The organism is Rubrobacter marinus, from assembly GCF_011492965.1.
In the GTDB taxonomy this organism is placed as follows: domain Bacteria; phylum Actinomycetota; class Rubrobacteria; order Rubrobacterales; family Rubrobacteraceae; genus Rubrobacter_F; species Rubrobacter_F marinus.
This window is the reverse complement of record NZ_CP045121.1, coordinates 1,667,986-1,692,646: the sequence shown is the minus strand read 5'-3', so window position 1 is coordinate 1,692,646 and position 24,661 is coordinate 1,667,986. Positions and strand designations below refer to the sequence as shown.

The 24,661-nt window shown below is 70.6% G+C and carries 21 protein-coding genes and 3 pseudogenes; 10 read left to right on the top strand and 14 right to left on the bottom strand.

All coding sequences use genetic code 11. The features are described 5' to 3' along the window. Positions 1 to 715: 715 nt before the first annotated feature. From GBA65_RS26285 to GBA65_RS08575, 4 genes and pseudogenes are all read left to right on the top strand, one after another. A pseudogene (locus GBA65_RS26285) lies at positions 716 to 814 on the top strand (SEC-C metal-binding domain-containing protein); the annotation flags it as partial. A 196-nt stretch (positions 815 to 1,010) separates the two neighbouring features. Further along, the gene (locus GBA65_RS08585; protein ID WP_166396221.1) at positions 1,011 to 2,798 is read left to right on the top strand and encodes an IlvD/Edd family dehydratase; all 1,788 of its coding nucleotides are present in this window, start codon (positions 1,011 to 1,013) and stop codon (positions 2,796 to 2,798) included. 83 nt (positions 2,799 to 2,881) lie between these two features. Beyond that, positions 2,882 to 4,423, top strand: coding sequence for an acetolactate synthase large subunit (locus tag GBA65_RS08580; protein WP_166396220.1), 1,542 nt, complete (start codon positions 2,882 to 2,884; stop codon positions 4,421 to 4,423). A 416-nt stretch (positions 4,424 to 4,839) separates the two neighbouring features. Next, positions 4,840 to 5,172 carry an antibiotic biosynthesis monooxygenase family protein gene (locus GBA65_RS08575; RefSeq protein WP_166396219.1) on the top strand — a complete coding sequence of 111 codons (333 nt, stop codon included), beginning with the start codon at positions 4,840 to 4,842 and terminating at the stop codon, positions 5,170 to 5,172. A gap of 184 nt (positions 5,173 to 5,356) precedes the next feature. On the opposite strand, the gene GBA65_RS08570 is transcribed toward GBA65_RS08575, so the two are convergent. From GBA65_RS08570 to GBA65_RS08555, 4 genes are all read right to left on the bottom strand, one after another. Continuing rightward, on the bottom strand, positions 5,357 to 5,749 hold the full coding sequence (locus GBA65_RS08570) for a class E sortase (RefSeq protein WP_166396218.1): 393 nt from the start codon (positions 5,747 to 5,749) through the stop codon (positions 5,357 to 5,359). 2 nt (positions 5,750 to 5,751) lie between these two features. After that, a complete protein-coding gene (locus GBA65_RS08565; RefSeq protein ID WP_166396217.1) occupies positions 5,752 to 6,228 on the bottom strand; it encodes a hypothetical protein in 477 nt (158 codons plus the stop codon). Between the two features lie 10 nt (positions 6,229 to 6,238). Further along, positions 6,239 to 6,628, bottom strand: coding sequence for a response regulator (locus GBA65_RS08560; protein WP_166396216.1), 390 nt, complete (start codon positions 6,626 to 6,628; stop codon positions 6,239 to 6,241). A gap of 181 nt (positions 6,629 to 6,809) precedes the next feature. Then, positions 6,810 to 7,541, bottom strand: coding sequence for a hypothetical protein (locus GBA65_RS08555; RefSeq protein ID WP_166396215.1), 732 nt, complete (start codon positions 7,539 to 7,541; stop codon positions 6,810 to 6,812). Between the two features lie 372 nt (positions 7,542 to 7,913). Between GBA65_RS08555 and GBA65_RS27010 the strand changes: the two are divergent. Continuing rightward, a pseudogene (locus tag GBA65_RS27010) lies at positions 7,914 to 8,537 on the top strand (MBL fold metallo-hydrolase). 314 nt (positions 8,538 to 8,851) lie between these two features. Here GBA65_RS27010 and GBA65_RS08545 read toward each other — a convergent pair. Both GBA65_RS08545 and GBA65_RS08540 read right to left on the bottom strand, forming a co-directional pair. Beyond that, positions 8,852 to 9,484 (bottom strand): NAD(P)-dependent oxidoreductase, encoded by a 633-nt coding sequence (locus GBA65_RS08545; RefSeq protein WP_166396214.1) that lies wholly within the window; start codon positions 9,482 to 9,484, stop codon positions 8,852 to 8,854. Then, positions 9,481 to 9,636 carry a hypothetical protein gene (locus tag GBA65_RS08540; protein WP_166396213.1) on the bottom strand — a complete coding sequence of 52 codons (156 nt, stop codon included), beginning with the start codon at positions 9,634 to 9,636 and terminating at the stop codon, positions 9,481 to 9,483. The genes GBA65_RS08545 and GBA65_RS08540 overlap by 4 nt, the downstream gene beginning before the upstream one ends. A gap of 103 nt (positions 9,637 to 9,739) precedes the next feature. Between GBA65_RS08540 and GBA65_RS08535 the strand changes: the two genes are divergently transcribed. Further along, positions 9,740 to 10,366, top strand: coding sequence for a TetR/AcrR family transcriptional regulator (locus tag GBA65_RS08535; protein ID WP_166396212.1), 627 nt, complete (start codon positions 9,740 to 9,742; stop codon positions 10,364 to 10,366). 550 nt (positions 10,367 to 10,916) lie between these two features. Beyond that, a complete protein-coding gene (locus tag GBA65_RS08530; protein WP_166396211.1) occupies positions 10,917 to 11,750 on the top strand; it encodes a hypothetical protein in 834 nt (277 codons plus the stop codon). A 178-nt stretch (positions 11,751 to 11,928) separates the two neighbouring features. Here the strand turns inward: GBA65_RS08530 and GBA65_RS08525 are convergent, their stop codons facing one another. From GBA65_RS08525 to GBA65_RS08495, 7 genes and pseudogenes are all read right to left on the bottom strand, one after another. Continuing rightward, positions 11,929 to 13,365, bottom strand: a complete 1,437-nt coding sequence (locus GBA65_RS08525) for an amidase (protein WP_166396210.1) — start codon at positions 13,363 to 13,365, stop codon at positions 11,929 to 11,931. A 122-nt stretch (positions 13,366 to 13,487) separates the two neighbouring features. Then, positions 13,488 to 14,840 (bottom strand): MFS transporter, encoded by a 1,353-nt coding sequence (locus tag GBA65_RS08520; protein WP_166396209.1) that lies wholly within the window; start codon positions 14,838 to 14,840, stop codon positions 13,488 to 13,490. A gap of 59 nt (positions 14,841 to 14,899) precedes the next feature. Then, a complete protein-coding gene (locus GBA65_RS08515) occupies positions 14,900 to 16,318 on the bottom strand; it encodes an MmgE/PrpD family protein (RefSeq protein WP_166396208.1) in 1,419 nt (472 codons plus the stop codon). Continuing rightward, a complete protein-coding gene (locus GBA65_RS08510) occupies positions 16,315 to 17,124 on the bottom strand; it encodes a cyclase family protein (RefSeq protein WP_166396207.1) in 810 nt (269 codons plus the stop codon). The genes GBA65_RS08515 and GBA65_RS08510 overlap by 4 nt, the downstream gene beginning before the upstream one ends. Next, positions 17,121 to 17,992, bottom strand: a pseudogene (locus tag GBA65_RS08505) (HpcH/HpaI aldolase/citrate lyase family protein). The gene GBA65_RS08510 and the pseudogene GBA65_RS08505 overlap by 4 nt, the downstream one beginning before the upstream one ends. Beyond that, positions 17,989 to 19,179 carry a CaiB/BaiF CoA transferase family protein gene (locus GBA65_RS08500; RefSeq protein WP_166396206.1) on the bottom strand — a complete coding sequence of 397 codons (1,191 nt, stop codon included), beginning with the start codon at positions 19,177 to 19,179 and terminating at the stop codon, positions 17,989 to 17,991. Before GBA65_RS08500 ends, GBA65_RS08505 begins: the two are co-directional and overlap by 4 nt. A 3-nt stretch (positions 19,180 to 19,182) precedes the next feature. Continuing rightward, positions 19,183 to 19,884 carry an IclR family transcriptional regulator gene (locus tag GBA65_RS08495; RefSeq protein ID WP_166396205.1) on the bottom strand — a complete coding sequence of 234 codons (702 nt, stop codon included), beginning with the start codon at positions 19,882 to 19,884 and terminating at the stop codon, positions 19,183 to 19,185. Between the two features lie 291 nt (positions 19,885 to 20,175). On the opposite strand from GBA65_RS08495, the gene GBA65_RS08490 reads away from it, so the two are divergent. The 3 genes from GBA65_RS08490 (at position 20,176) to GBA65_RS08480 (ending at position 23,035) form a co-directional block, all read left to right on the top strand. Beyond that, positions 20,176 to 21,636 carry a dihydroorotase gene (locus tag GBA65_RS08490; RefSeq protein WP_166396204.1) on the top strand — a complete coding sequence of 487 codons (1,461 nt, stop codon included), beginning with the start codon at positions 20,176 to 20,178 and terminating at the stop codon, positions 21,634 to 21,636. Between the two features lie 78 nt (positions 21,637 to 21,714). Then, the gene (locus GBA65_RS08485) at positions 21,715 to 22,173 is read left to right on the top strand and encodes an FAD-dependent oxidoreductase (RefSeq protein WP_166396203.1); all 459 of its coding nucleotides are present in this window, start codon (positions 21,715 to 21,717) and stop codon (positions 22,171 to 22,173) included. Positions 22,174 to 22,252: 79 nt separating this feature from the next. Then, positions 22,253 to 23,035, top strand: coding sequence for an FAD-dependent oxidoreductase (locus GBA65_RS08480; RefSeq protein ID WP_407691052.1), 783 nt, complete (start codon positions 22,253 to 22,255; stop codon positions 23,033 to 23,035). A gap of 284 nt (positions 23,036 to 23,319) precedes the next feature. On the opposite strand, the gene GBA65_RS08475 is transcribed toward GBA65_RS08480, so the two are convergent. Then, complete coding sequence (locus tag GBA65_RS08475) at positions 23,320 to 24,660, bottom strand: MFS transporter (RefSeq protein WP_166396202.1); 1,341 nt, start codon at positions 24,658 to 24,660, stop codon at positions 23,320 to 23,322. Position 24,661: the final 1 nt, after the last annotated feature.

Genomic DNA, 24,661 nt, shown 5'->3' with positions numbered 1-24,661 from the left:
CCCCCTCGCGGCGCCCGACCGCGCCCCATACTACTGTAGAGGGACCTCGGGCCCTCCTCCTCGCGCAGGATATCCACGACGCACGGGTGCCGTCGTAGCTGCCCGCGATCACCCCGTTAGGACCGTAAGGTCCGGGCGGGTCGTTTACACTGCGCCAATGGACATACAACTTCAGTTGATACCGGCGCAGTGCGGCCACTGCGGCTACCTCTACCCGTCGGGGTTCGGGTTCGATCCCGCAGAGACCGGCGTCGAGGTCAGCATGGCGGTCTTCGAGAACGCCGAGGTGGCGGAACCGTGCCCGATGTGCGGTAGGCACCGGGCGCGCGTCCTCGCCGAGGAGTACCAGTTTGTCAGGGACGCGGAGAAGCTCCTGCGGCGCTCCGAGCGAGACGCCGCGGACCCGAAGCGGCTCGTCGCGTTTCTGCGGGAGGTGCGCGGACGGGGCCGTTCCGACGACGAGATACGGGAGGAGGCGAGGGAGCAAGCACCGCAGCTCTCCGGGCTCGTCGAAGAGCTCCTGGACGCGAGGCCCGCGGGCGTGGACGTGCCGACCTGGCACGCCCTGCTGGACAACACCCTGCGCGCGCTCGGGACCGCCCGGGACGGCGAGGGCGAGGCAGGGTTGATACCGAGCCAGGTAGTCTACGACTCGATAAACGAGTACAACGTCACGACGGTGCAACCCTCTTCGTCCGGCGATACGCGGCACGAGACGCATAAGGTGGGCCGCAACGATCCCTGTCCGTGCGGCTCCGGGAAGAAGTACAAGAAGTGCCACGGCAGCCCCACCGGCGGAGCCGCCAACGCTTGAGGCCCCGTCTTCACGCCGGCGGCCGTGGAGTAGGCAGCGTCTATAATGATTCCGTGTCGGGCCCTCGTCCGAGGGGGAGTCGATCGGCTTCCGGCAGAAGGGAGCGGCCCGGGCGCCGCGCCGTCTGGGGGGCGAGCGCGGTCCCTGCGCGAGGAGTTCGCGGGTTCGAACGCGAAGGTCGGAGGAGAGATGCACCATGACTGCTGATTCGGCCCGTCCCGCAAGACGGTTCCGCTCGCGCGACTGGTTCGAAGACCCCGAGCGCATGGACCAGACCGCGTTGTACCTAGAGCGCTTCATGAACTACGGGCTCACGCCCGACGAGCTGCGCTCGGGCAGGCCGATCGTCGGCATCGCGCAGACCGGCAGCGACCTCTCGCCCTGCAACCGGATCCACCTGGAGCTCGCCAGGCGCGTGCGCGACGGCATACGCGACGCCGGCGGCATCCCGATGGAGTTCCCGGTGCACCCGATCTTCGAGAACTGCCGCAGGCCCACCGCGGCGCTGGACCGCAACCTCGCCTACCTCGGGCTCGTCGAGATCCTGCACGGCTACCCCATCGACGCCGTCGTGCTGACGACCGGCTGCGACAAGACCACGCCGGCCGGGGTCATGGCCGCCTCGACGGTGGACATCCCCGCGATCGTGCTCTCCGGCGGCCCGATGCTCGACGGGTACTTCGAGGGCGAGCTCGTCGGTTCGGGGACCGTGATCTGGAAGAACCGCCGCCGCCTCGCCGCCGGCAAGATAAGCGAGGAGGAGTTCTTCGACGCGGCCCTCGCCTCCGCGACCTCTTCCGGGCACTGCAACACCATGGGCACCGCCTCGACGATGAACGCCGTCGCCGAGGCCCTCGGCCTCTCGCTGCCCGGTTGCGCGGCCATCCCGGCGCCCTACCGCGAGCGGGGCCAGATGGCCTACGACACCGGCCGCCGCGTGGTCGAGATGGCCCACGAGGACCTGCGCCCGTCCAGGATCCTGACGCGCGAGGCGTTCCTGAACGCGATCGTCGCCGTCGCGGCGATCGGCGGCTCGACCAACGCCCAGCCGCACGTCGTGGCCATGGCCCGCCACGCGGGCGTGGAGATACGGCCGGGGGACTGGGCCCGCGGCTACGAGGTGCCGCTGCTCGTAAACATGCAGCCCGCGGGCTCGTACCTCGGCGAGCGCTTCCACCGCGCGGGCGGCGTCCCGGCGGTGCTGAACGAGCTCCTTCGGGCCGGGAAGCTGGACGGCTCGGTGCTTACGGTCACCGGCCGTACGCTGGCCGAGAACGTCGCGGAGAGCGAGAGCACGGACCGGGAGATGATCTCGCCGTACGACGCGCCGCTGCAGGAGCGCGCCGGGTTCAAGGTCCTCTCCGGCAACCTCTTCGACTTCGGGATCGCGAAGACGAGCGTCGTCTCCGACGAGTTCCGGGCGCGCTACCTGAGCACGCCCGGCAGGGAGGGCGTCTTCGAGGGGCGTGCGGTCGTCTTCGACGGCTCCGACGACTACCACAAGCGCATCAACGACCCCGACCTCGACATCGACGAGCGGTCCATCCTGGTGATCCGGGGCACCGGGCCCCTGGGCTGGCCGGGCTCGGCGGAGGTCGTGAACATGCAGCCGCCGGACGCGCTCATCAAGCGCGGCATCACGACGCTGCCCACGATCGGGGACGGCCGCCAGTCCGGCACCTCCGACAGCCCCTCGGTCCTCCACGCCACCCCGGAGAGCGCCGCCGGGGGCGGCCTCGCATGGCTGCGCACCGGCGACACGATCCGCATCGACCTCGAAGCCGGACGCTGCGACGCGCTGGTGCCGGAAGAGGAGATCGAACGCCGCAAACGGGAGGACGGCGTCCCGCCCATCCCCCCGAGCCGCACCCCCTGGCAGGAGCTCTACCGCGCCTCGGTCAGCGGGCTCGACGGCGGCGGGGTCCTCGAGTCGGCGCTCAAGTACAGGGGCGTCGCCTCGGAGACGCCCCGGCACAACCACTGAGGGACAGCAGAGCGCCTTCGGCGCGGCCCCGGCGCCGAAACCGTGAGATCATGTCTCGTCCGATGGCACGAGAGGGGGAGGGTATGAACGGGGCGGAGAGCTTGGTGAGGACGCTGGCCGGGGCCGGGGTGGAGGTCTGCTTCGCCAACCCCGGCACCTCGGAGATGCACTTCGTGGCGGCGCTGGATCGGGTCGGGGGCGTGCGCTGCGTGCTCGGCCTGTTCGAGGGCGTCGTGACGGGGGCCGCCGACGGCTACGCGCGCATGGCGGAGAAGCCGGCCTCCACCCTGCTCCACCTCGGCCCCGGGCTCGCCAACGGGCTGGCGAACGTCCACAATGCGCGGCGCGCCCATGCCCCCGTGGTCAACATCGTCGGGGACCACGCGACCTACCACAAGGAGTTCGACGCGCCCCTCACCTCCGACGTCGAGGGCGTCGCGCGGCCGTTCTCGGACTGGGTGCTGACCTCGACGGACAGCCGTTCCGTCGGGCGCGACGCCGCGGCGGCGATCGCGGCGGCGATGGCCCCGCCGGGACGGGTGGCGACCCTCATCCTCCCCGCCGACGCCTCCTGGGGCGAGGCCGGCGAGCCGGCGCCGCTGCCACCCGTGGAGCCCCGGGCCGAGGTGGCGCCGGAGGCGATCGCCGGGGCCGCGCGAGCCCTACGCTCAGGCGAGAGCGCGGTCCTGTTCCTGGGCGGTCCCGCCCTGCGCGAGCCCGGCCTCACGCTGGCCGGGCGGATCTCCGCGAAGACCGGGGCACGCCTGATCGCCCAGACGCACAACGCGCGCGTGGAGCGCGGGGCCGGCCGGGTCCCCGTAGACTTCCTCCCCTACCCGGTCGACGCGGCCATCAAGACCCTCTCCGGGACGAGCCACCTCCTGCTGGCCGGGTCCAAGGCCCCCGTAGCCTTCTTCGCCTACCCCGACAAGCCGAGCGCCCTCAGCCCGCCGGAGTGCGAGGTCCACGGGCTCGCCGCCCCCGGCGAGGACGTCGTGGGGGCGCTGGAAGCCCTCGCCGACGAGCTCGGCGCGCGGGAGAACGCCCCCCTCCAGATGCGGGAGAAGCACTCATCCTCCACGGGCGCGGCCTCGGCCGACGGGGCCGCGCTGGCGGTCGCCTCCTCGCTGCCGGAGGACGCGATCGTCGTGGAGGAGGCGCTCACCGGCGCTTACGCGTTCATGTCGCGGACGAAGGGCGCGGCCCCCCACGACTACCTCCAGATCACCGGCGGCGCCATCGGCATCGGCCCGCCGCTCGCCACCGGCGCCGCGATCGCCCGTCCAGACCGCAGGGTGATCTGCCTGCAGGCCGACGGGAGCGCGATGTACACGGTGCAGGCCCTGTGGACGCAGGCCCGCGAGGGCCTCGATGTCACCACCGTCATCCTGAACAACCGCTCCTACGCGATCCTCAAGGGCGAGCTGAAGAACGTCGGGGCCAGCAGCGCCGGGCGCACCGCCCACGCCATGATGGAGCTCGACCGCCCGGCGCTCGACTGGGTCTCCCTCGCCCGCGGCATGGGCGTGGAAGCGGGCAAGGCCGCGACGATGGAGGAGTTCGACCGCCAGCTCGAAGCCGGTCTGCGCTCCGAGGGACCGTACCTGATCGACCTCCAGCTGTAAGAGCGCCCGGACCGGCAGACACCAGGGGCGCCGCAGACCTGCGGCGCCTGGAAGCTCGCGGGGACCAACGCCGGACCCCGCCCTCGCGTGCCCCGACAAGGCAACCGTCGCTTCGGAGATGCCCGGAGGGCGCGACGCTCGCCCGGCGCGGCTAGCCCGCCCAACCCCCGGGAGTAGGAAGGCCCGGAGACGTCCGATCTCCCGGCGTCCGCGGGCGCGGATCATCCCTGTCCGCCACCGTCTTACTCCTCGACGCCCGCACGGCCCGTGCCAGAACCGGGGGCGCCGTCCGGCATCAGGCCGCTCCTCGCCCTCCGGCATCTCTTTTGTGCTTAATGTTGCTTTCCTACCTCCGGGGGATAAAATGTGGGTACGCACGGCCCGCGGGGAGAGCGGGTCGGGGAAGGAGGACAGCCGTGCACGCGAGGGTGACGAACGTCCGGATCGACCCGGATCTGTTGGAGGGGGTGGTCAACACGGTCCGGGGAACCGTGGCATCGAGCGCCGCGGAGCAGAAGGGATTCAAGGGGCTCATGATGATGTCCGACCCCGAGACGGGAGAGGGCCTGGTCATCAGCTTGTGGGAGACGAAGGAGGACCTGGAGGCGAGCGAGGCGAGCGGGTACTACGAGGAGCAACTCGGCCGGGTCGCGTCCGCCCTCGTCGACTCGTCGGTCCGCCAGGTGTACGGCGTGAACCTTCTTCGGACGGAATCCGGCGCCGAGGACAGGACGTTGCACCTGAGGTAACGAGGAGAGAACGGGGCGCGGGCCGGGGCGTACTTCGGGGCTCCGGCCCTCTTCTTTGCCAGATCCGGCGGCATGCCCGGGCCAGGCCTCCCGGAAGGTGGCGAAGCGCCGGTCCGGCGGGCGCTAGCCCGGCGGGGCCGGGGGCGTACCGCAACGAACTCCGGTGTGGCAGCCTCTCGGCGGCTTAAACCCGATCGGCGCGGACCACCAGGCGCTTCTCGAAGGTCGGGATGGGGGTGCAGGTCTGCAAGCTGACCATGTCCCGCCCGCGCACGGGGGCCTTCGCCCAACGATCGCTCGGGTCCACCACGAGCATCTCGCTCACCCTGTACTCGAACACCCTGCCCCTGCCTTCTATCGCGACCCTGTCCCCCGCCCGCAGACGGTCCAGGTGGTAGAAGAGCAGGCGGCTGTTCGTGTTGCGGTAGCCCAGGCGGTGGCCCGCGATGTAGATGTTTTTCTGCTCCCCCTCGTCCCAGGGCATCTGGGTGTCGGGGAGGTGGATCGGACCGCGATCCAGGGCCGCGTCGCCGGCTTCGTTCGCTACCGGGACGTCGTAGACGCCGAGGGCCTCCACAGTCAGGGTGAACGGCGCGTTGCGTCGAGGGGCGTAGTGGCGGGGTCCGTCCGCCGCGGCGAGTTCGTCCGGGGAGACCGACGGGCCGTTGGGGGTCGCTTCGCGCGCGGGTTCGGGGGCAGGCGGGAGCGCCGGTGGCCGGCGGGTGGAGCGCGGCCGCCGATCCTCCGGCGGGCCTCGCCGGCGCTCGGTCTGCGGTCGCGGCGGCTCGACGATCTCGGGGGAGGCGGCCCCTCGTCGCTCCGGGGCTCGGCGATCACGGGGGGCGCAGGAGCATCCCGCGCCTTCGGCTCGATGAGGGCGTCCACCCCGCCGGGGTTCTTCGTCCCGAGGGCGATCGCCAGCGCCACGGATACCGCGGCGACCGTCGCGAAGGCCGCCATCGCCGCGCCCACCTTGAGCAGCCGCTCCCCGCTCGGATCCGCCTTCTCCGGGCGTCCGCTGCTGCGTTCGACGGAGGCCGTGGCGCGCCGGGGCACCGGACCTTCGCTACGCCTTGGATCGTTCCTTCGCGGCGCCGAGCCGGCGCAACGCCTGGAGTATCTCATCGAGGCTGGCGTCCTTCGTCAGGATCTCGTGGGTCCCCGCGCCCAGCGAGTCGGCAAACCGCTCGCGGTGCCGGGTCTCCGTCAGCACCAGCACCGCGACGTCGGGCTCGGTCTCGCTTATCTCCTCGATCAGGTCCACCCCGTTCCCGTCGGGAAGCCCCAGGTCGACAACCGCAACCTCGATGGAGCCGTCCAGCATGCTCAGGCGCCGGCGACCCTCGGCGAGGGTCCCGGCCTGGGCGTCCTCGTCGAGTTCCGTCTTCCACTTTATGACTTGCGAGAGTGCTTGTCGGAACGCGGAATGGTCCTCGACCATCAAGAAGCGTCTCATCCTTACCCTTTCCTAAACCACCCTGTTAGTCAGCAGTGTGGCAGCCATCCCGGCCCCGATGTACCCCAATTTGGGCTAGATCCTCCCCGGGCACCCGCGGTCCGGCACCCCGGATCGGTGTGGGAGGCACGACGAGCGTCAGGGGCGGGACGATGCGTCGCCCCTTCTCCTGCGCGGACGTTCACGAGGCATCCTGCTCCCGGCCGGAGAGCTTCTGCCCAAGCGCGCCGGCCGAGAAGAGCACCAGGGCGCAGCCCACGGGGAAGAGCACCTCGTTCACCGCTAGCGGGACCAGCCTGGCGCCCGAGGGCTGCGGCATCGCCGCGGAGGTCATGGCGAGGATCACGCCGCCGAACACGACCCCCGCCGCCAACCCCACCCCCACGTGGGCGAGCAAGCCTCCCCACGGGCGTCCCCCGATCCAGGCGACCGCCAGCCCCAGACACCCGTACTCGATCCCCTTGACCAGAGCGAGCAGGACCGGGGAGACCTCCGCCGACCCGCCCGAGGCGTCCCCCGTAGCCACGAGCGCCTGCAGCGTCCCCTTGTGCAGGACGCGCGCGACCTCGAAGGCGAGGGGCGCCGCGAGCAACCCCAGCACGCCCATGGCCGGCACTTTTATCCGCGAGATGGTCTGCCCGAGGGCGAGCCCGCTGCAGACGACGACCGACCACGAGACGTTCTTCAGCAGGTCGGCGACGAGCTGGCCGAGGCTCGGGATGCTCCCGAAGAAACCCGTCGCGACGAGGAGCAGCACCGCCTCCATCGCGAAGCCCAGCAGGATCGCCACCCAAGCCACGCGCAGCAGCCTGACCCCGAGACCGGCCTCCTCCACCGTCGGACCGCCCGGCCGTGATCCCGCGTTCTCGGCCACCCTCTCCCCGCCCGTGACCTGCTGCTGCTCCTTCTCCATCCGAAGACCTGCCCTCTCCGCCTGCCACCGCGACTTGCCCGGGCCCCAACCCCGCTGGGGTTACCCCTGCCCAACATCCTAGGCGCGAGGCTGAGGCTCGTATATGGGACTTTAGTCATAACTCGCACATGGACGTCTGTCCCGTCCCCGCGCAGCCCCTATGAGGGGTCCGGACCCGTCCGCACCGGGCCACCATCGGAACACGGTCCCAGATCACCGTTGTGAACGCCGTACACATACCGTATCCTTTCCGCGCCAAGGAGACGTATTGCCGACGGCGAGGCTATGCGGCCGGCCGCGCGTCGGCCGGTAACCGGTAGAGGAGGCCATCATGACGCACACATCAACCACCACCGCGGCGGTCGGCACACGATGAACGCCCCCGCCCCGATCTCCATTACGCCGGTCCTCGTTGCCGACCTGCTCGCCGAGGGCGAGCCGATGCCGCTGTACGTGCACGTCATCGACCATCCCGACGCGCGCGTGCTGGTCGACACCGGCATGACGGAGCCGCACCCGGCGTTGGCCGACCTCGATCCCCGCCTCCGGCCGCTGAGCGAGCAGGGCTTCGATCTCGCCGGCGTCGACATCGTCGTCAACACGCACCTGCACGCCGACCACTGCGGCGGCAACCACCTCTTCGCCGGCAGGCCGATCTACGTCCAGCGCCGGGAGCTCGACGACGCGCTCAGCGAGGACGGCTACACCGTCCGCGAGTGGGTCGAGGCGCCCGGCGTGCGGTACGTGCCGGTTGACGGCGAGCTCTAGCTACTCCCCGGGCTCCGGCTCGTCCCGGCGCCGGGCCACACGCGCGGCATGCAGGTGGTCGTCGTCGAGGCCGGCGGGCGCCCGGTCGTCGTCGGCGGCGACGTGGCGGTGTGGCACGGCGAGTTCGACGAGCCGCCCACCGAAGGCCGGCTGCGGGTGCGCGCGCTCGACCCCGAGCTGGTCTGGCTCGCGCACGAGCACGAGCCGTGGCGACCCCGCACCGCCTGAGGCATCACGCTGGCGCTCTCCGAGCCGTCGAGTGGCATATAACGAGGAGTCTCGTCGAAGAAGACGACCATGATCGTGCATGACAATTTTCAGACGGTCTCATAGCCGCGGGCTCTGTCGGCATCTTGGTGAAGATGGGCCAGGGCAAGACGGAACGCGCCGATCCGCGCCCGTTTAGCATGCGCTAGTGACGCTTCGCTAGTGCTTGTCGGGGCCGTCGAGTTGCCCTAACGGGGCATCGGCCCGGCGAACTTCTTCGCTTCACCAAAAGCCCTACGGAGCCCGCTTCTATGGCGGGGTCTGACCCCTCGACTCTAATACTGTATGGCCGGCGCCTGCCCCAACCACTCGTCGCGCGTCAGCTGCCCCAGCATGGCGTGCGCGACGTCGGCGCGGCTGATCTTGGCGCCCGGACCGCGGGCCGGGTAGCCCAGGCGGTAGGTGCCCGTCAGCGGTCCGTCGGTGAGCGTCGTTGCGCGGACGATGACCCACTCCAGATCGGACGCATCTTGCAGCACGGCCATCTGCGCGCGGCCACCGGCCACCTGCGCCGCGATCAGGCGCTCGAGGGCCCAGGCGATGGCCCGCCCGCTGAAACCGGGGTGGTCCTGCGCCACCCGTATGCCGGCCCCGCTTTGCACCACGACGCGCCTCACGCCGCGCTCTCGCATGGCCGCGACCAGGTGGCGGGCGTTGACGGCCGCCAGGTCCGGCGCCCCGCCCTTGATGTGGCCCAGGGCGTTCAGAATCGCATCTTGCCCATCTACCAGCCGCCCAACCGCCGCCGCGTCCGTCGCGTCGCCCTGGATCACCCGCACGCGATCCTCGAACTCGCCCAGCTTGGCCGGGCTACGGACCAGTACCGTGACCTGGTGGCCGTCGTCCAGCGCCTGCCGCACGATCTGAATGCCGGTGCGGCCACTGGCCCCCAGCACGCCCAGCTTCATGCCGACTCCGTCTCGGGCGCGAAGGCCGCAGGCGCGGGCAGCAGCGGTGTCGCGGCGAGGGCGGAGGCGCGGACCAACGCGACGGCCGTGGCGGCAAGCACCGTGATGCCGCCGGGGCGACGCGGAATCTGACTCTTGGCTCTCTCGGACATGGCTCTCCTTGTGTAGACGGGGATGTACAACCACGGAAGTTTACGGTTGTAAGCTTTCGATCGTTAGTTTAACACATGAGTTTACACATGTATAGTGACGACCATGGACGGGAACAAGAAACGGGCGCGCAACCCGCGCGGCGAGGGCCAGCGGCTGCGTCGGGACATCGTGCGGGCCGCCGCCGACCTGCTCGACGAAAGCGGGAACGAACAGGCCGTGACCCTTCGGGCCATCGCGCGCAAGATCGACATCACTCCGCCGTCGATCTACATGCACTTCCCGGACAGGCATTCGATACTGCTCGCGGTCCTTCAAGAGGCGTTCGCGGCTCTCGAGGAGCGGTTGCGTTCCGCCCGCGAACAGGCCGGCCCCGCCCCCGTGGCGCAACTCAAGGCCGTGTGCGTCGCCTACATCGAATTCGGAGCCCGATGGCCGCAGCGCTACAGAGCCATGTTCAAAGGCGTCTGGGACCACGCGGAAGCGCTAAAGGCCCCCGGCGTGGCGGACGATGCCGCGATGATCGGGAACGACGCCTTCGACATCCTCGTGAGTACCGTCAGCGCGTGCTCGGAGGCCGAAGGCTCCACCAGTACCGATTCCTTCGAGGACGCCACCGCCCTTTGGGTCGCCCTCCACGGACTCGCCGAACTCCGACCGAGGGCACCCCTATTCCCCTGGCCACCGCACCTCCTCGACACGCTCATCGACCGACTCGTCTTGCACGATTAACCGATGTGCGGATGCCGGGCGGCTATTGGACACCCGCACACGCCGAACAGGCTCAGCGGTATCGGCCAGGTCTGTGTCAATACACTTCGAATCCGCGGGGCCGATTGCACGCTGGCGTCAACGACTTATTGGCGAGGTCTCGACCCGAAGTCGGAGAGAATTGGCCTCGCATGCCCCACAGGACACGGCACCCCGCGTTGCGCGCGGCCCCGATCAGCAGGGCCGAGCAGTTGCCGTGAGGAGTAGACCGCGCGTCCGGCGGAGCGGCGACGATAGGCGGTCGCACTCGCTCGCGCAAAGGCCCGAAGTTTCGGCGTGTCCCGTAATGCTCGCAAGAGCGACCGGATCGAGGACGGATCGGTTCATCGCGCGCGTAAGTTCTCAGGGTACCGTGGGTCGCGTTCTCGAGAACACCGACGCCCCACATGTTGCGGACGCGGGCCGCGGCGCCCACGAGCCTCCGCTTGCCTTAGACCACGTACGCTGCTATAAGCGCCGTCAGGGGGGAGCACGACGTCAAGAGAAGTTTTTGCTCCGGGAGATACTGGATATGATCGAGATACTGCTCTTCGTTTGCGCCGCCTCCCTCGTCGTCCTCGACGCCGCGACCATCGTCGTCGCCGCCCTCGCCCTGCGCGCCGTGCGAAGGTACGTGGATCTCGCCGAGGAGCGCATGGAGCGGCTCCGCAACGGCCAGTTTCGCCTTCTCGGGGTGCCGACGGACGAGCAGCGAGAGGTATCGGATGAGCTCGAGCGCGAGCGCCGCGCGCACCGGGACGCCGAGCGGAAGATCGAGCGCCTGAGGCGGGAGCTCGCGGAGCTGCGGGAGACCCGGAGGGAGAGCGCCCTGCCCGCCGCGGTCGGGACGGCGAAGGATCGCCGCGAGTCCTACGATCCCGCGGGGCTGGAGACGTCGCCGAACCGCAACGTCCGCGAGGACGGGAGGGTCGCGCCGGCGGGCTTCCTCGAGACCTCCACGCGCAAGCCCGCCGACGGTCCCCCGCTCAAGGACGCGAAACCGCGCCTCGGGGTCAGGTATCCGCACCCCGACGATGCCGTCGCCGGGTCGACGCCGTCGCAGCCGGCCCGCGGCCGCAACGCCTCCGTCGACGTGTTCCGCAAGCACTACGACAAGTACCTGGAGAACTACCGGGGCTACGTGGAGCTCGCCGAGCACCTCCGCCGCACGCGCGAAGAGGGCGGGATGGAGCCCGGCTCCTTCGAGGAGCGCCACTGGGAGGAGAGGCTGCGCCGGGTGAACGACGGCATAGAGCGGACGATCACGAGGCTGGACATCCTCGAGGGCCAGAACCCCGGGCTGGCGGCCGACGATCGCGTCTCCCACCGCGCCCGCATCGCTCGGAGGCACTCGGAGCTCGGGTAAGCGTCCCGGTAACGCCACGGATCGACGATAGCGGCGCCCCCGTCCCGGTCGGACGGGGGCGCCGATTCCGTTCTCGGGGCCTGGACTTTGGGCCTCCGACTGTCCGCGTACGAGAGCTTCGTGGTGCCGGCACCGCAACGCGCCTCGGCACCCGGCCAGCCGAAGGCCGCGCGGCGTCCTACAAGCCCGCCCCCTCCAGAAGCCCGACGGGCCAGCGATCCTTCCACGGCCTCGCCCCCTCGAAGGCGGCGGAGGCCCTCAAGACCAGCGCGTCGTCGAGGTGGCGGCCCACGATCTGCAGGCCGATCGGCAGGCCGTCCTCCGTGAACCCGGCGGGCACGGTGGCGGCGGGCTGCCCGGTCATGTTGATCGGGAAGGTGAACGAGAGCCAGTAGGTGTTCGGGACCTCCCGCCCGTCGATGACCTCGGGGCCCTGGATGCCCGTCTCGAACGGCGGCACGGCCAGCGTCGGCGTGAGCAAAAGGTCGTAGCCTCGCATGAAGCGCCACATCTTGTTGTAGACGTGCTTGCGCGTCATCACGGCGTCCGTGAAGTCCTCGGCCTTCCAGTCCTGCTCGAGCACCGCGGCGAGGTGCGGCGACATCTTCTCCCCGAGCTCCGCGGCCATCTCGCGCATGCCTTTGAGGTCGGTCTCCATGAGGACGAGCCCCCAGAACGCCCCGAAGGGGTCCTCGAACCCGGGGTGCGCCTCCTCGACCGTGCACCCGAGGTCGTCCTCGAAGACCCTCGCCGCCTCCCCGACCACGCGGCGCACCTCCGGGTCGACCGCCGCGTAGCCCCAGTCGGGGCTGTAGGCGACGCGCAGGCCCCGGGGCAGGCCCTCCCGCGCCGCCGCCACCGGGTCGAAGCGCGTCTCCCTCGGGAGGGAGTGGCGGTCGCGATCGTCCGGCCCGGCCATGACCGAGAGCATGAGCGCGCCGTCTCGCACGGTGCGGCTCATGGGCCCTATGTGCTCCAGGGACTCCCAGCCCGAGGCCCCGGGGTAGCGCTCGTCGCGGCAGCTCGGGTAGAGCGGCACCCTCCCCATCGAGGCCTTCATCCCGAAGAGGCCCGAGAAGCTCGCCGGGATGCGCACCGAGCCGCCCCCGTCGCTGCCCAGGGCTATGGGGCCCATGCCGCTCGCCACCGCGGCCCCCGAGCCCGCGCTGGAGCCGCCCGGCGTCTTGCTCGTGTCCCAGGGGTTGGTGGTGGTCTCGAAGACGGGGTTGTGCCCGACGCCCGAGTACCCGAACTCGGGGACGTTGGTCTTGCCGAGGATGATCGCCCCGGCCTCCCTGAGGCGCTCGACCGCCACGTCGTCCTCGTCGGGGACGAAGTCCCTATACGCGTGGGAGCCCAAAGCCATCCGTACGTCCTTCACGGCGTGCAGGTCCTTTATGCCGACCGGGACGCCGGCCAGCGGCCCCGGGTCCCGGCCCCCGGAGATCTCGCGCTCCAGGCGCCGCGCCTCGTCGCGGGCCATCTCCGGCGTCGGGGTGCAGAAGGCGTGGAGCTTAGGCTCCAGCTTCTCCATCCTCTCCAGGACCGCGTCCACCACCTCCACCGGCGAGAGCTCCCCCCCGCGCACGCGCCCGGCCAGCTCCGTAGCCTCCATCCGGCAAATCTCGTCGTTGCTGGGCATTCGTCCCCCTTTTCCCGAAGGTCCCTTCACCCGGCATGCTACTAGCACCTTCCTCGACACGCTTCGGACGGCGCGGCCGGGGAGTCCCCCGCCCCTCAGCCGCGCACGACGTTCCTGCCGGCGACCCCCTGCTGCTCCGCGTCGTTGTCGTCGCCGTTGAGGTCGCGCTGGTAGGTCTCCGTGGCGAGGTAAACGGCGACGATGGTTATGACGGCCATGCCGATCATGTACAGGGCGACCGCCGGGTAGCCGTAGCGGCTGAGGAGCGCGATCCCGATGAACGGCGCCAGGCCGCCGGCGAAGACGGAGGCCGCCTGGTAGCCCAGGGACGCCCCGGAGTAGCGAACCCTCGTGTCGAAGAGCTCGGAGAAGAAGGCGCCCATGGGCCCGTACATCGCGCCCAGGGAGGCGACGGCCAGGGTGAGGGCCAGCCAGATCACGACCGCGTTGCCGGTGTTGACCATCCAGAACAGCGGGAAGGAGAAGAGCCCGAGGAAGATGGCGCCTCCCAGGTACACGGGCCTCCGGCCGAGCTTATCCGAGAGCGCCCCGAAGAAGCCTATCGCCACGATCTGGACGCACGCGGCGATGAGGACGCCGGTGAGCATGGTGCTGTTCTCGACCCCGACGGTCTGCGTGCCGTAGGTGAGCATGAAGGTGACGGCGATGTAGAAGCCGCCGTTGAGGAGGAAGAAGGCGCCCATCGTGAGCAGGATGCTCCGCCAGTAGTTCCGCAGCACCTCGACTATGGGCAGCCTGGAGACGCCCCCCGAGGACTCCCTCACCCGCTCGAACGCCGGGGTCTCCAAGATCTTGAGCCGGATAAAGAGCCCGACCGCGACGAGGATGATGCTCAGGAGGAACGGCGCGCGCCAGCCCCACGCGAGAAACTGCTCCTCGGGCAGCGTCTGGAAGAGGGAGAAGACGGCCGTGGCGAGCACGAGCCCCGCCGGGATGCCCATGCCGGGCCAGGCCCCGTAGAAGCCGCGCCTGCCGGGGGGCGCGTACTCCACGGCCATCAGCGTCGCGCCGCCCCACTCGCCGCCGACGGCGAAGCCCTGCAAGAAGCGCAGCACCACGAGCAGGATCGGGGCCCACACCCCTATCGCGGCGTAGGTCGGCAGGAGACCGATCGCGAACGTCGCGATCCCCATGACGACCAGGGTCATCACCAGCATGGACTTGCGCCCGATCTTGTCCCCGAAGTGGCCGCAGAAGATCCCGCCCAACGGCCGGGCGGCGAAGCCGACCGCGTAGGTCCCGAAGGCGAGCAGGGTGCCCGTCAGCGGCTCGGAGCCCGGGAAGAAGAGCTGGTTGAAGATCAGGGCCGCCGCCGTCCCGTAGATAAAGAAGTCGTACCACTCGATGGTCGTCCCCACGAGGCTGGCCGTCACGACCTGCCGGACCGAGGTGCGCTCCCCGGTGTGTTCTCCGCCCAATGCTTCCACAGCGCTTCTCCTTCCCGCCGGCGCGCGCCGGCGTCCGTTGCCAGGTCCTCACTACGGTCTCAACCCATGCCCCTCCCCCCGCCCGCGAGCCGCACGACCTCCCCCACGTCCCCGGAGCCTTCCAGATTCCGCAAGGCCCCCTCGATCTCCGCGACCCCGTCCTCCGGGAGCGCGCGCCCGGCGTTGTCCCGGAACTTGACTTCTAGCTCCTCGTCGGAGAGCGGGTTCTCGGGCCCGCCGCGGTTGTGCATGACCCTCGCCTCCCGCTCCTCACCGCCCTTGAGGCGGACGCGCAGGACCGCCGGGAACTGGTTAGGGAAGACGCGTTCGCACTCCTCGTCGGCGACGCACCGCACGCGCGCGGCGAGGTCGAGCTTCAAGGGCTCCTTCACGCTCTCGTCCGTGAAGTCGTCGAGGGAGACGCCGAGTCCCCCGCCCCCGACGAGCGCGGTCGCGACGGTGAACGGGCCGCTGAACTGCGCCGCGTACCCGGTCTTCGGGCGCGCCTTCTCCCCCTCGGGCTGCGCGATGGTGCGCAGCACGGGCGGCGCGACGCCAAGCTCCATCTCCTCGATCTCGCCCGGGTCCAGCCCCTCCCGCCGCAGCTTCATGGCGGCGTCCATCCCGGCGTGGGTGAAGTGGTTCGCCGGGTACGGCTTGAAGAAGACCCGAGGGAGCTCCCAATCCTCGCCGAGGCCCCGCGTGATGACCCCCGCGTCGGCCCTGTCGTCGAGGTAGGCCTGCAGGAAGCCGAACCTGCCCTCGAAGACGGTGGGCGGCCCCGTGAGCCCGTGGAGGGCCATCTCGGCGGCGACCACCCCGGCGTGGGCGGCCCAGCCGCAATGTATGCGCTTGACGGTTCCCCCGGTGCGGTTCGCTTCTATGATGCCCGCGCCCATGCTCGCGGAGATCGCGACGGCGTGCCCGATCCCCTCCTCGTCGAGCCCGTAGAGCATCGCCGCGGCGAGCGCCGCCCCCAGGGTGCCGGCGATGGAGGTCGCGTGCAGGCCCTTCTCGAAGAAGACCGAGTTTCCGAGCTTCGGGTCGTACCCTGCCATCCCGACCCGCACGACGAGCTCGTCGCCGGCCGCGACCGCCGCGAGGGTCTCCCTCCCCGAAGCCCCGGCCGCCTCCGCTGCGGCGAGAGCCGCCGGGACGACCGCCGCCGAAGGGTGGAGGACGGACGGCAGATGCGTGTCGTCGAAGTCGAGGGCGTGGGCGAGCGTGCCGTTGAGGAGGGCGGCGCTCGCCGCCGGGTACCTGCCGCCCCCAACGGCGCCCGCCCGGCCCTTCCCGCCCCAGCCCTCGACGACCTCGCGGATCACGCGGGCCGGCTCCATGCCGCTCGCGGCGAGCGCTATCCCGACGATGTCGGTGACTCGCCTTCGGGCGTCGCGCAGGATGCCGTCTTCGATCCCCCCGTCTCGCACCCGTGCCGCGAAGCGGGAGACCTCGCCGAGCACGGTCCCCCCGCTCACGCCGAAGCCACCGCGAGGGGGCGCACCGGCGAGCCGGTCCCGCCGACGATGTTCAGAGGGGCGAGGACGAAGAGGAACTCGCCGATCCCGGCGGCGGCGAGTGAGGCCAGGTTCATCACCTCGATGATGTGTACGCCCTCCTCGACGAGTAGCAGCCGGTGCACGGGCAGGAGCGCGTGCCCCACCTCGGGTTTTATCTGCTCGTAGGCTATGGTCTCGGCGCCCGTCGCGCGCACCCCCCTGCCGGCGAGCCACCGCGCCGCCCCCTCCGTCGGTCCCGGGACGCCGGTCTCGTGCCCGAGAAAGGCCTCCGCGTCCCCGAAGTTCGCGGCCCAGCCGGTTCGGACCAGCGCGACGTCCCCGGCGCGGACCTCCACCCCGGCCTTCTCCGCCGCCGCGGAGAGGTCGTCCTCCGTGACGCCGTAGCCGCCGGGCAGCGTCTCGGCGCCGTGCAGGCCCGCCACGTCGAGGAGGACGCCGCGGCAGACCATCGGGGCGATCCGGTCCACCCCGAGCTCCGAGAAGCGCCCGCCGCGCTGGGCGTCCTCGGCCGAGACCCCGCCGTAGAGCTTGCCCTCGTAGGAGACGTGGGCGAGGGCGTCCACGTGGGTGCCGACGTGGCCCCCGGTGACGATCATCTCGTTGGCCGCCGAGCTGCCGTCCTCGCGGACGGAATCCCCGTGACGCCGCATGAGCGACATCTTGAAGCCGGGGTGGTTGGGCGAGGAGGGCGTCTGGGCGGAGAGGGGCTGCGCGAGGTCGAAGACCTCCGCCCCCTGCGCCAGCGCCTCGAGCAGCCCGCTCACAGGGCCTCCCCCCCGGTTGCCTCCGGCGCGCGGCGGGCGAGGTTCAGCGTGGCGCGGGCGCTCGCGACCACGGCCTCGTCCACGAACCGGCCGTCCTCCAGCACGAAGGCGCCGGTGCCCCGCCCCGCCGACTCCTCCAGCCGGGCCAGCAGATCCTCCGCCCCGGAGATCTCGTCCTCCGTCGGCGTAAACACCTCGTTGATGACGGGAACCTGCGCCGGGTGTATCGCCGAGCGCCCGAAAAACCCCATGTCTCTCCCCTCCTCGGTCGTGCGGCGCAGGCCGTCGAGGTCCCGCACGCTCGTGTAGACGCTCTGAACCGGGCCGGGGAGGCCCGCCGCCCTGGAGGCGGCGACCAGCCGCGAGCGCGCGTAGAAGAGCCCCGCGTCCCCGCGCGCGCCGAGGTCCGCGGCCAGGTCCGCCTCCCCGAGGCCGACGCCCGCGACCCTGGCGTGGGAGCGCGCGATCTCGAAGACGAGCTCGAGCCCTAACGCGGACTCGATCAGGCACTGCACGACCGCCCCGGACCCCGAGCCTTCCAGCGCTTCGGCGACGCGCCTCACCCCGTCCGCCGCCTCCGTCTTCGGGAGCCGGAGCCCCGAGAGGTTCGCCCCGACCACCGCGGCCAGATCCTCCTCGGCCAGCGCGGAACCGGCCGCGTTTATGCGCACTACGACGGGCTTCGGGGGCCGGATCGGAGCACCTCGGCCGCGTTCTCGCGGGCCTCCCCCTTCCGGCCGGCGGGTACGGCGTCCTCCAGGTCGAGGACCACGGCGTCGGCCTCGGAGGCGAGGGCCTTCTCGACCCGTCCCGGATCGCTGGCGGGGACGTAGAGGTAGCTCCGGACCGGCGCCCCCCCGACCTTCACACGACGCCCTTCTCGGCGAGCTCCTCCAGCCGGGGCCTCTCCATGCCGAGCTCGCCGTAGACCTCCTCGTTGTGCTCCCCGAGCCTCGGGCCGGACCACCTGACCTCGCCGGGGGTCTCCGAGAGCCTGAACAGGACGTTCTGCATCTTGACGCTGCCGAGCTCGGGGTCGGCCACGCTGATGATGGTCTCGAGGGCCTTGTACTGGGGGTCCTCCATGATGTCCTCGATGCTGTAGATGGGGGCGACGGCGGCGCCGGCCTCCTCGAAGGCGTCCACGACCTCGTCGCGGGTGCGCCCGGAGATCCAGGAGCCCACCGCCTCGTCGAGTTCGTCGGCGTGCTTGGCCCGCTCGGAGCCCTTGGCGAACCAGGGCTCCTCTATGTACTCCGGCCTGCCTACGAGGCGCATCACGCGCTCCGCGATGTTCTGGGCGCTCGTGGAGATGGCGACCCACTGGTCGTCCTTTGTCCGGTAGGTGTTGCGCGGGGCGTTGTTGACGGAGCGGTTGCCGTTGCGCTCCTGGACGACGCCGAGCTGATCGTAGACCGTGGGCTGCGGACCCAGGACGGTGAAGATGGGCTCGAAGATGGCGAGGTCCACGACCTGCCCCCGGCCCGTGGCGTCGCGCGCCCTGAGCGCCGTGAGCACGGCGAACGCGGTGGCGAGCGCCGCGATCCCATCTGCGAGCCCGAACGGCGGGAGGGTCGGCGGCCCGTCGGGCTCGCCCGTCACGTGGGCAAAGCCGCTCATCGACTCCGCCAGGGTGCCGAAGCCGGGGCGGTTCCTGTACGGCCCCTTCTGCCCGAAGCCGGTGACGCGGGCGAGGACGAGCCCGGGGTTCTCCTCCTTGAGCTCGTCGTAGCCCAGGCCCCACCGCTCGAGGGTGCCCGGCCGGAAGTTCTCGATCACGACGTCGGCGCCGCGGGCGAGCTCCTTGAAGATCTCCTGCCCCTCGGGCTTGCTCAGGCTCAGGGTGACGGCACGCTTGTTGCGGCCGAGCATCTTCCACCAGAGCCCGACCCCGTCCCTGTCGTAGCCGTGCGTCCGCGCCGGGTCCCCTCTGGGGTGCTCGACCTTCAGGACCTCCGCCCCGAAGTCCCCCAGCACGGTCGCGGCGAGCGGCCCCGCGAAGAGCGTCGCCGCGTCTATGACCTTTACCCCGTCGAGCGCCTTGCGACCGTCCACCCTCTACTCCTCTTCCTTTTCGCCCTGCCACCCGAGCTTGCGGGAGACCTCGCGCGACGCGTCGCGCACCAGGGAACGCAGGCGCCGCACCGTCTCCTCCCCGAACCGATCCACCGGCCCGCACACGCTGATCGAGCCGATCGCGTGCCCGTCCGCGGCGAGCAGCGGGGCGGCGACCGAGGCGGCCCCCGGCTGCCGCTCGCCGAAGGAGGCGGCCACCCCCTCCCGCGCGTTGCGCGCCAGCTCCGCCTCGAGCTCACCCCTGTCCACGATCGTCTTCGGCGTGAGCGCGCTCAAGGGGCCGTCGATGATCTGGCGCCGCAAGTCCGCCGGCGCGGAGGCCAGAATGGCCCGGCTCGAAGCCCCGGCGTGCAACGGGAAGGGGCGCCCGATCTCGACGGTCATCTTTATCTCCTGGAGGCTCGGGATCTGGTCGAGGTACACGCGCGAGACGCCCACGAGCTCCGAGACGGTGGCCGTCTCCCCCGTCTCCCCTTGCAACCTCCTCAAGACCGGCAACGCGTTCTCCCGCAGATCGAGGTCGCGCAGGGCGCGGGCCCCCAGCGTCGCGGCCGCCGGCCCGAGACGATACCTCCCGCCGCCCTCGTCGACGGCGAGCAGGCGCCGCGAGACGAGCGAGCGCAAGATGCGATGGACCACGGCCTTGCTCAACCCCAGCCGCCGCGACACCTCGCTGACCCCCAACGCCCCCCCGTCCCCGCAAAGGTCAGGAGCACGTCGGCCACCCGATCGGCGGAGACCGTGCCGGACGCCGCCCTCTGCTCCCCATCTGTTCCGCTAGAAGAAACGGTATTCCACTCCCTTCCCCGTCTTCGCCCTGGCACACATGATGCCTGCCGACGTTTCTGCGTGCAAGTACGTTGACCCGCGGCCGAATACCGTGCTAAGTTTCGGGTGTAGCAAAGGCATGTGTTCCGCTTAAAGGAACACGGTTCGGCAGTTCATGGGCTGGGGTACGAGGGGAAGGGGTCGAGGGTGGGTCGCTTTGATAGCGTGGTGTTGGGGGGCACGGCCGTTCTGCCGGGGCACGGCGCGGTGCGCGCGGACGTGGGCGTGAAGGACGGCAGGATCGTCGCGATCGGGGAAGGGTTCTCCGCGGGGGACGCGGACGAGGTCGTGGATGCATCCGGCAGGCTCGTCCTGCCGGGGGCGGTCGATCCGCACTTCCACCTCGGCATCTACCGCAACATCACCGAGGATACGAAGAGCGAGACGGCCTCGTCGCTCGTCGGCGGGGTGACGAGCATCATCAGCTACTTCAGGACGGGGAGCCACTACCTGGAGAAGAGCGGGCCCTACGCGGAGATCTACCCGGAGGTGTTGCAGGCTACGGGCGGGCATTCGTACGTGGACTACGGCTACCACCTGGCGCCGATGGTCCGGGATCAGGTCGGGGAGATAAGCAGGCTCGTCTCGGAGGACGGCGTCTGCTCCTTCAAGTACTACATGTTCTACAAGGGCCTGGACCTCTCGGGGGCGTCGAGCGACGCCAGGGGCTACACGATGAGTGAGAACTACGACCTCGGGCACCTCTTCGAGATCATGGAACAGGTGGTGGAGGCTCAAGGGGAACGCACCGACGGGTCGCGCGTCTCGCTCTCCATCCACTGCGAGCAGCCCGAGCTTATCAGGATCTTCACGGAGCGCGTCAAGCAGGAAGGGGTGCTGACCGGATTGGAGGCGTACAGCGCCTCCAGGCCGACCCTCACCGAGCACCTGGCCGTCGCGGAGGTCGGGGTGCTGGCCGGCCACACCCGCTGCCCGGTCAACCTGCTGCACCTCTCCAGCGAGGAGGCGCTGGGGGCCGCCGTGGAGCTCAAGCGCCAGCACCCGGAGCTCGACGCCCGCCTCGAGACGACGCTGCACCACCTGGCGCTCACTTACGAGAGCTACAACGACCAGCGCGGCAAGGTCAACCCGCCCATTCGGGCCCAGTCCGACGTGGAAGCCCTGTGGCGAGGCGTGAAAAACGGCGAGATCGACTGGGTCTGCTCCGACCACGCCTGCTGCTCGGAGGAGCACAAGGAGGGTGAGCTCTGGAGCGCGCTCCCGGGCTTCGGCGGCACCGCCCTCGTGTACCCGTTCATGCTCACCGAGGGCATGAGGCGCGGCCTCTCGCTGGAGCGGGTGGTGGACCTCGTCGCCACGAACCCCGCGAAGGCCTACGGCCTCGCCCCGAGCAAGGGCGCCCTGACGATCGGCGCCGACGCCGACATCGCCGTCGTGGACCTCGACGCGACCTATCCCGTGACCACGGAGCGCCTCCTCTCGGCCCAGGACCACACGCCCTTCGAGGGGATGGAGCTCGCAGGCTGGCCCGTCCGCACCATCCTGCGGGGCAAGACCGTCTTCGCCGACGGGGAGACCGTCGGGCCGGCGAGCGGGGCCTACCTCAAGCGCCCCCTCGCCGCCGACCGCCCGCTCACGATCTCCTGAACCGGAGTGGTTAGCGGGGCCCCGGCGGGGGGTGACGCGGCGCCGCCCATCGTGGTGGTGGGAGCGGGGGCGTGCGGAATGATCTCCGCGCTGGCGGCGGCGAAGCGCGGGGCCCAGGTGATCCTGCTGGAGAAGGGCCGGGAACCCGCCGGCAACACCGTGCGCTCGACCGGCCTCATACCGGCCGCCGGGACCCGCTTCCAGAGGGAGGCGGGCATCCTCGACGACACGCCCGAGCTCATGGCCCGGGACATACTCGAGAAGAACGACCACGAGAGCGACCCGGCCATGACCCGCCTGCTCTGCGAGGAGGCCGCACCCCTCATCGAGTGGCTCGCCGACGAGGTGGGCTGCGAGATGATCTGCCACACGGACTTCCTCTACCCCGGCCAGAGCGTCTACCGCATGCACGGGCCGAGGGAGGGTTACGGGGCCACGCTCGCGGGCAGCTGGAGGACGCCGTCCGCGACGACCGCCGCATCGAGGTCCGGCCGGGCCTCCCGGCGACGGGGCTCATCTACGACGGGCGCCGGGTAACCGGCGTCCGGACGCAAGGGGCGACGTCGAGGCCCAGGCCGTCGTTCTGGCACTCAACGGCTTCGGGGCAGACCGCGAGATGGTCAGGGAGTACCTCGGCCCCGAGGCGGCGAGCGCCCTCTACTTCGGCTCGCCGAACAACACCGGGGAGGGGATCCGGTGGGGAACGGAGCTCGGGGCCGCCGTGAGTTGCATGGGCTCATACCAGGGCCACGCCTCCGTCGCCGCCCCGGACGGTCCGCTCGTCACCTGGGGCGTGGTGGTGAACGGCGCCATCCTCGTCAACCGCGAAGGACGCCGCTTCGGCCACGAGACCGTCGGCTACTCCGAGTACGCCGCCGCCGTCCTCTCGCAACCCGGAGGAGAGGCGTGGGAGGTCTTCGACGAAGAGGTCTTCGAGGCCTCCAGGGAGACGCGCCTCGAAGAGGTCGTGAGTGCCGGCAAGGTCCTGCCCTTCGAGAGCCTGGAAGACCTCGCCGGGTCCCTCGGCCTACCGACGGACGCGCTCTCCGAGACGGTCGAGCAGGTCAACCGGGTCGCCCGCGGAGAGCAGAAAGACCCGTTCGGGAGGCAGGCGTTCGCCAGCGGACCGCTGGAGCCGCCCTTCTACGCCATCCACGTCCGCGGCGCGCTCTTCCACACCCAGGGTGGCCTGAAAGTGGATGCCCGCGCACGTGTGGTCCGTCCCGACGGCTCGCCGATACCCGGCCTCCACGCGGGAGGCGGCACGGCGGTCGGGGTCAGCGGCAAGAGTCACAAGGGATACTCCAGCGGCAACGGCCTCCTGGCCGCCGCGGTCCTGGGCAGGATCGCCGGCGAAGCGGCCTTCGAGTCGACGGCCGGGGTACATGATCCGCGTTGAGCCGCGCGGTTGCTCCAGGCAACGAACACGTATCGGCGCTTGCGTTCGTAGGTCGACCCCCCGCCGCTGAATCAGGTAGAGCTACCTTGGGCGGTTTCCCTGAAGCCCGGAATATGATGCGAACACGTAAGTTCGAATAGAGAGCCGACGAGCTCCTGTTGACCGAGGCCGTCCAGCGAGAGGTAGAGATAGCCCGGGGCGGGCAAGCTCGACGTTCCGGCCTCGGGCGCGCTCGGTGAACGCGCCCGAGGCCCGTCGGCGTCAGCTCCGTCTGCGCGAGGGCGTCACGAGGTCGCGACGCCCTCGCGTTCGCGGGGTTTCTCCTCCTCCAGGTCGGTTCGGAACGTCTCCGCGGCAAGAAGAACGGAGACGAGCGTCACCAGCCCCGCCGCGAAGGCGAAGAGCGAGATCGGCCAGGGGTCCCCGCCCGACCACACCAGCAGGGCGGTGGCGATAAACGGCGTCGGCCCGCCCGCCACGACGGCACCGAGCTGGAAGCCCACCGAGGTCCCGGAGTAGCGCACCCGCGTGTCGAACAGCTCCGCGAAGAAGGCCGCAATCGGGCCGAACACGGCGGCGTGGCTCACCGCCAGGGCGAGCACGATCGCCAGCCAGATCAGGAGCGTGTTCCCCGTGTCGACGAGCCAGAAGAACGGGAAGGAGAGCAGCATCATCGCGATCGCGCCCCCGACGATGACCGGCCGCCGGCCGACGCGATCGGAGAGAGACCCGAACGCCGGCATCGTGACGAGCTCCAGCCCCGAGGCGATCAGGACCCCGATCAGGGCCACGCTCCGGGGCAGACCGAGCTGGGAGGTGGTGTAGGTGAGCACGAAGGTCGCGAAGACGTAGTAGAGCACGTTGTCCGCGAAGCGGGCCCCGGCGGCGAGGAGCACGGCCCTGGGGTAGGCACTTAAGACGTCCAAGATGGGCATGCGCGCCTCGGTGTGGGTCTCCTTGACCCGGGAGAAGGACGGCGTCTCCATGATCTTGAGCCTGATGAAGAGCCCCACGCCGACGAGCACGATGGAGAGAAGGAACGGAATCCTCCACCCCCACGTGAGGAACTGCTCGTCCGGTAGCGCGGAGACCGCGGAGAAGACCGCCGTCGAGAGCAGGAGCCCGGCCGGGATCCCGAGCTGCGGCCACGACCCGTAGAAGCCGCGCCTGCCGGGTGGCGCGTGCTCGACGGCCATGAGCGCCGCCCCGCCCCACTCCCCGCCGACGCCGAACCCCTGAGCGAAGCGCAAGAGCACGAGCAGGATCGGAGCCAGCACGCCGATCGTCTCGAACGACGGCAACAGCCCTATAAAGAACGTCGCGAGGCCCATGATCAGGAGGGTGACGACGAGCATGGCCTTGCGGCCGACCTTGTCCCCGTAGTGGCCGAACACCACGCCGCCGATCGGGCGGGCCACGAAGGCCACCCCGAAGGTGGCGAACGCGGCGAGGGTCCCCGCGAGCGCGCTGAAGCCCGGGAAGAACAGGGCCGGAAACACGAGCGCCGCGGCCGTTCCGTAGAGGAAGAAGTCGTACCACTCGATGGCGCTACCGATAAAGCTCGCGGTAGCGACCTTCGTTATCGAGGAACTCGACCCGACGCCTTCTCCGCCGACGCTCTCCATG

Coding starts and splice junctions, on each gene's coding strand:
- GBA65_RS08585 (WP_166396221.1), top strand. CDS start 1,011: ATGACTGCTGATTCGGCCCGTCCCGCAAGACGGTTCCGCTCGCGCGAC.
- GBA65_RS08580 (WP_166396220.1), top strand. CDS start 2,882: ATGAACGGGGCGGAGAGCTTGGTGAGGACGCTGGCCGGGGCCGGGGTG.
- GBA65_RS08560 (WP_166396216.1), bottom strand. CDS start 6,628: ATGAGACGCTTCTTGATGGTCGAGGACCATTCCGCGTTCCGACAAGCA.
- GBA65_RS08555 (WP_166396215.1), bottom strand. CDS start 7,541: ATGGAGAAGGAGCAGCAGCAGGTCACGGGCGGGGAGAGGGTGGCCGAG.
- GBA65_RS08545 (WP_166396214.1), bottom strand. CDS start 9,484: ATGAAGCTGGGCGTGCTGGGGGCCAGTGGCCGCACCGGCATTCAGATC.
- GBA65_RS08540 (WP_166396213.1), bottom strand. CDS start 9,636: ATGTCCGAGAGAGCCAAGAGTCAGATTCCGCGTCGCCCCGGCGGCATC.
- GBA65_RS08535 (WP_166396212.1), top strand. CDS start 9,740: ATGGACGGGAACAAGAAACGGGCGCGCAACCCGCGCGGCGAGGGCCAG.
- GBA65_RS08530 (WP_166396211.1), top strand. CDS start 10,917: ATGATCGAGATACTGCTCTTCGTTTGCGCCGCCTCCCTCGTCGTCCTC.
- GBA65_RS08525 (WP_166396210.1), bottom strand. CDS start 13,365: ATGGAGGCTACGGAGCTGGCCGGGCGCGTGCGCGGGGGGGAGCTCTCG.
- GBA65_RS08485 (WP_166396203.1), top strand. CDS start 21,715: ATGATCTCCGCGCTGGCGGCGGCGAAGCGCGGGGCCCAGGTGATCCTG.
- GBA65_RS08480 (WP_407691052.1), top strand. CDS start 22,253: ATGGTCAGGGAGTACCTCGGCCCCGAGGCGGCGAGCGCCCTCTACTTC.
- GBA65_RS08475 (WP_166396202.1), bottom strand. CDS start 24,660: ATGGAGAGCGTCGGCGGAGAAGGCGTCGGGTCGAGTTCCTCGATAACG.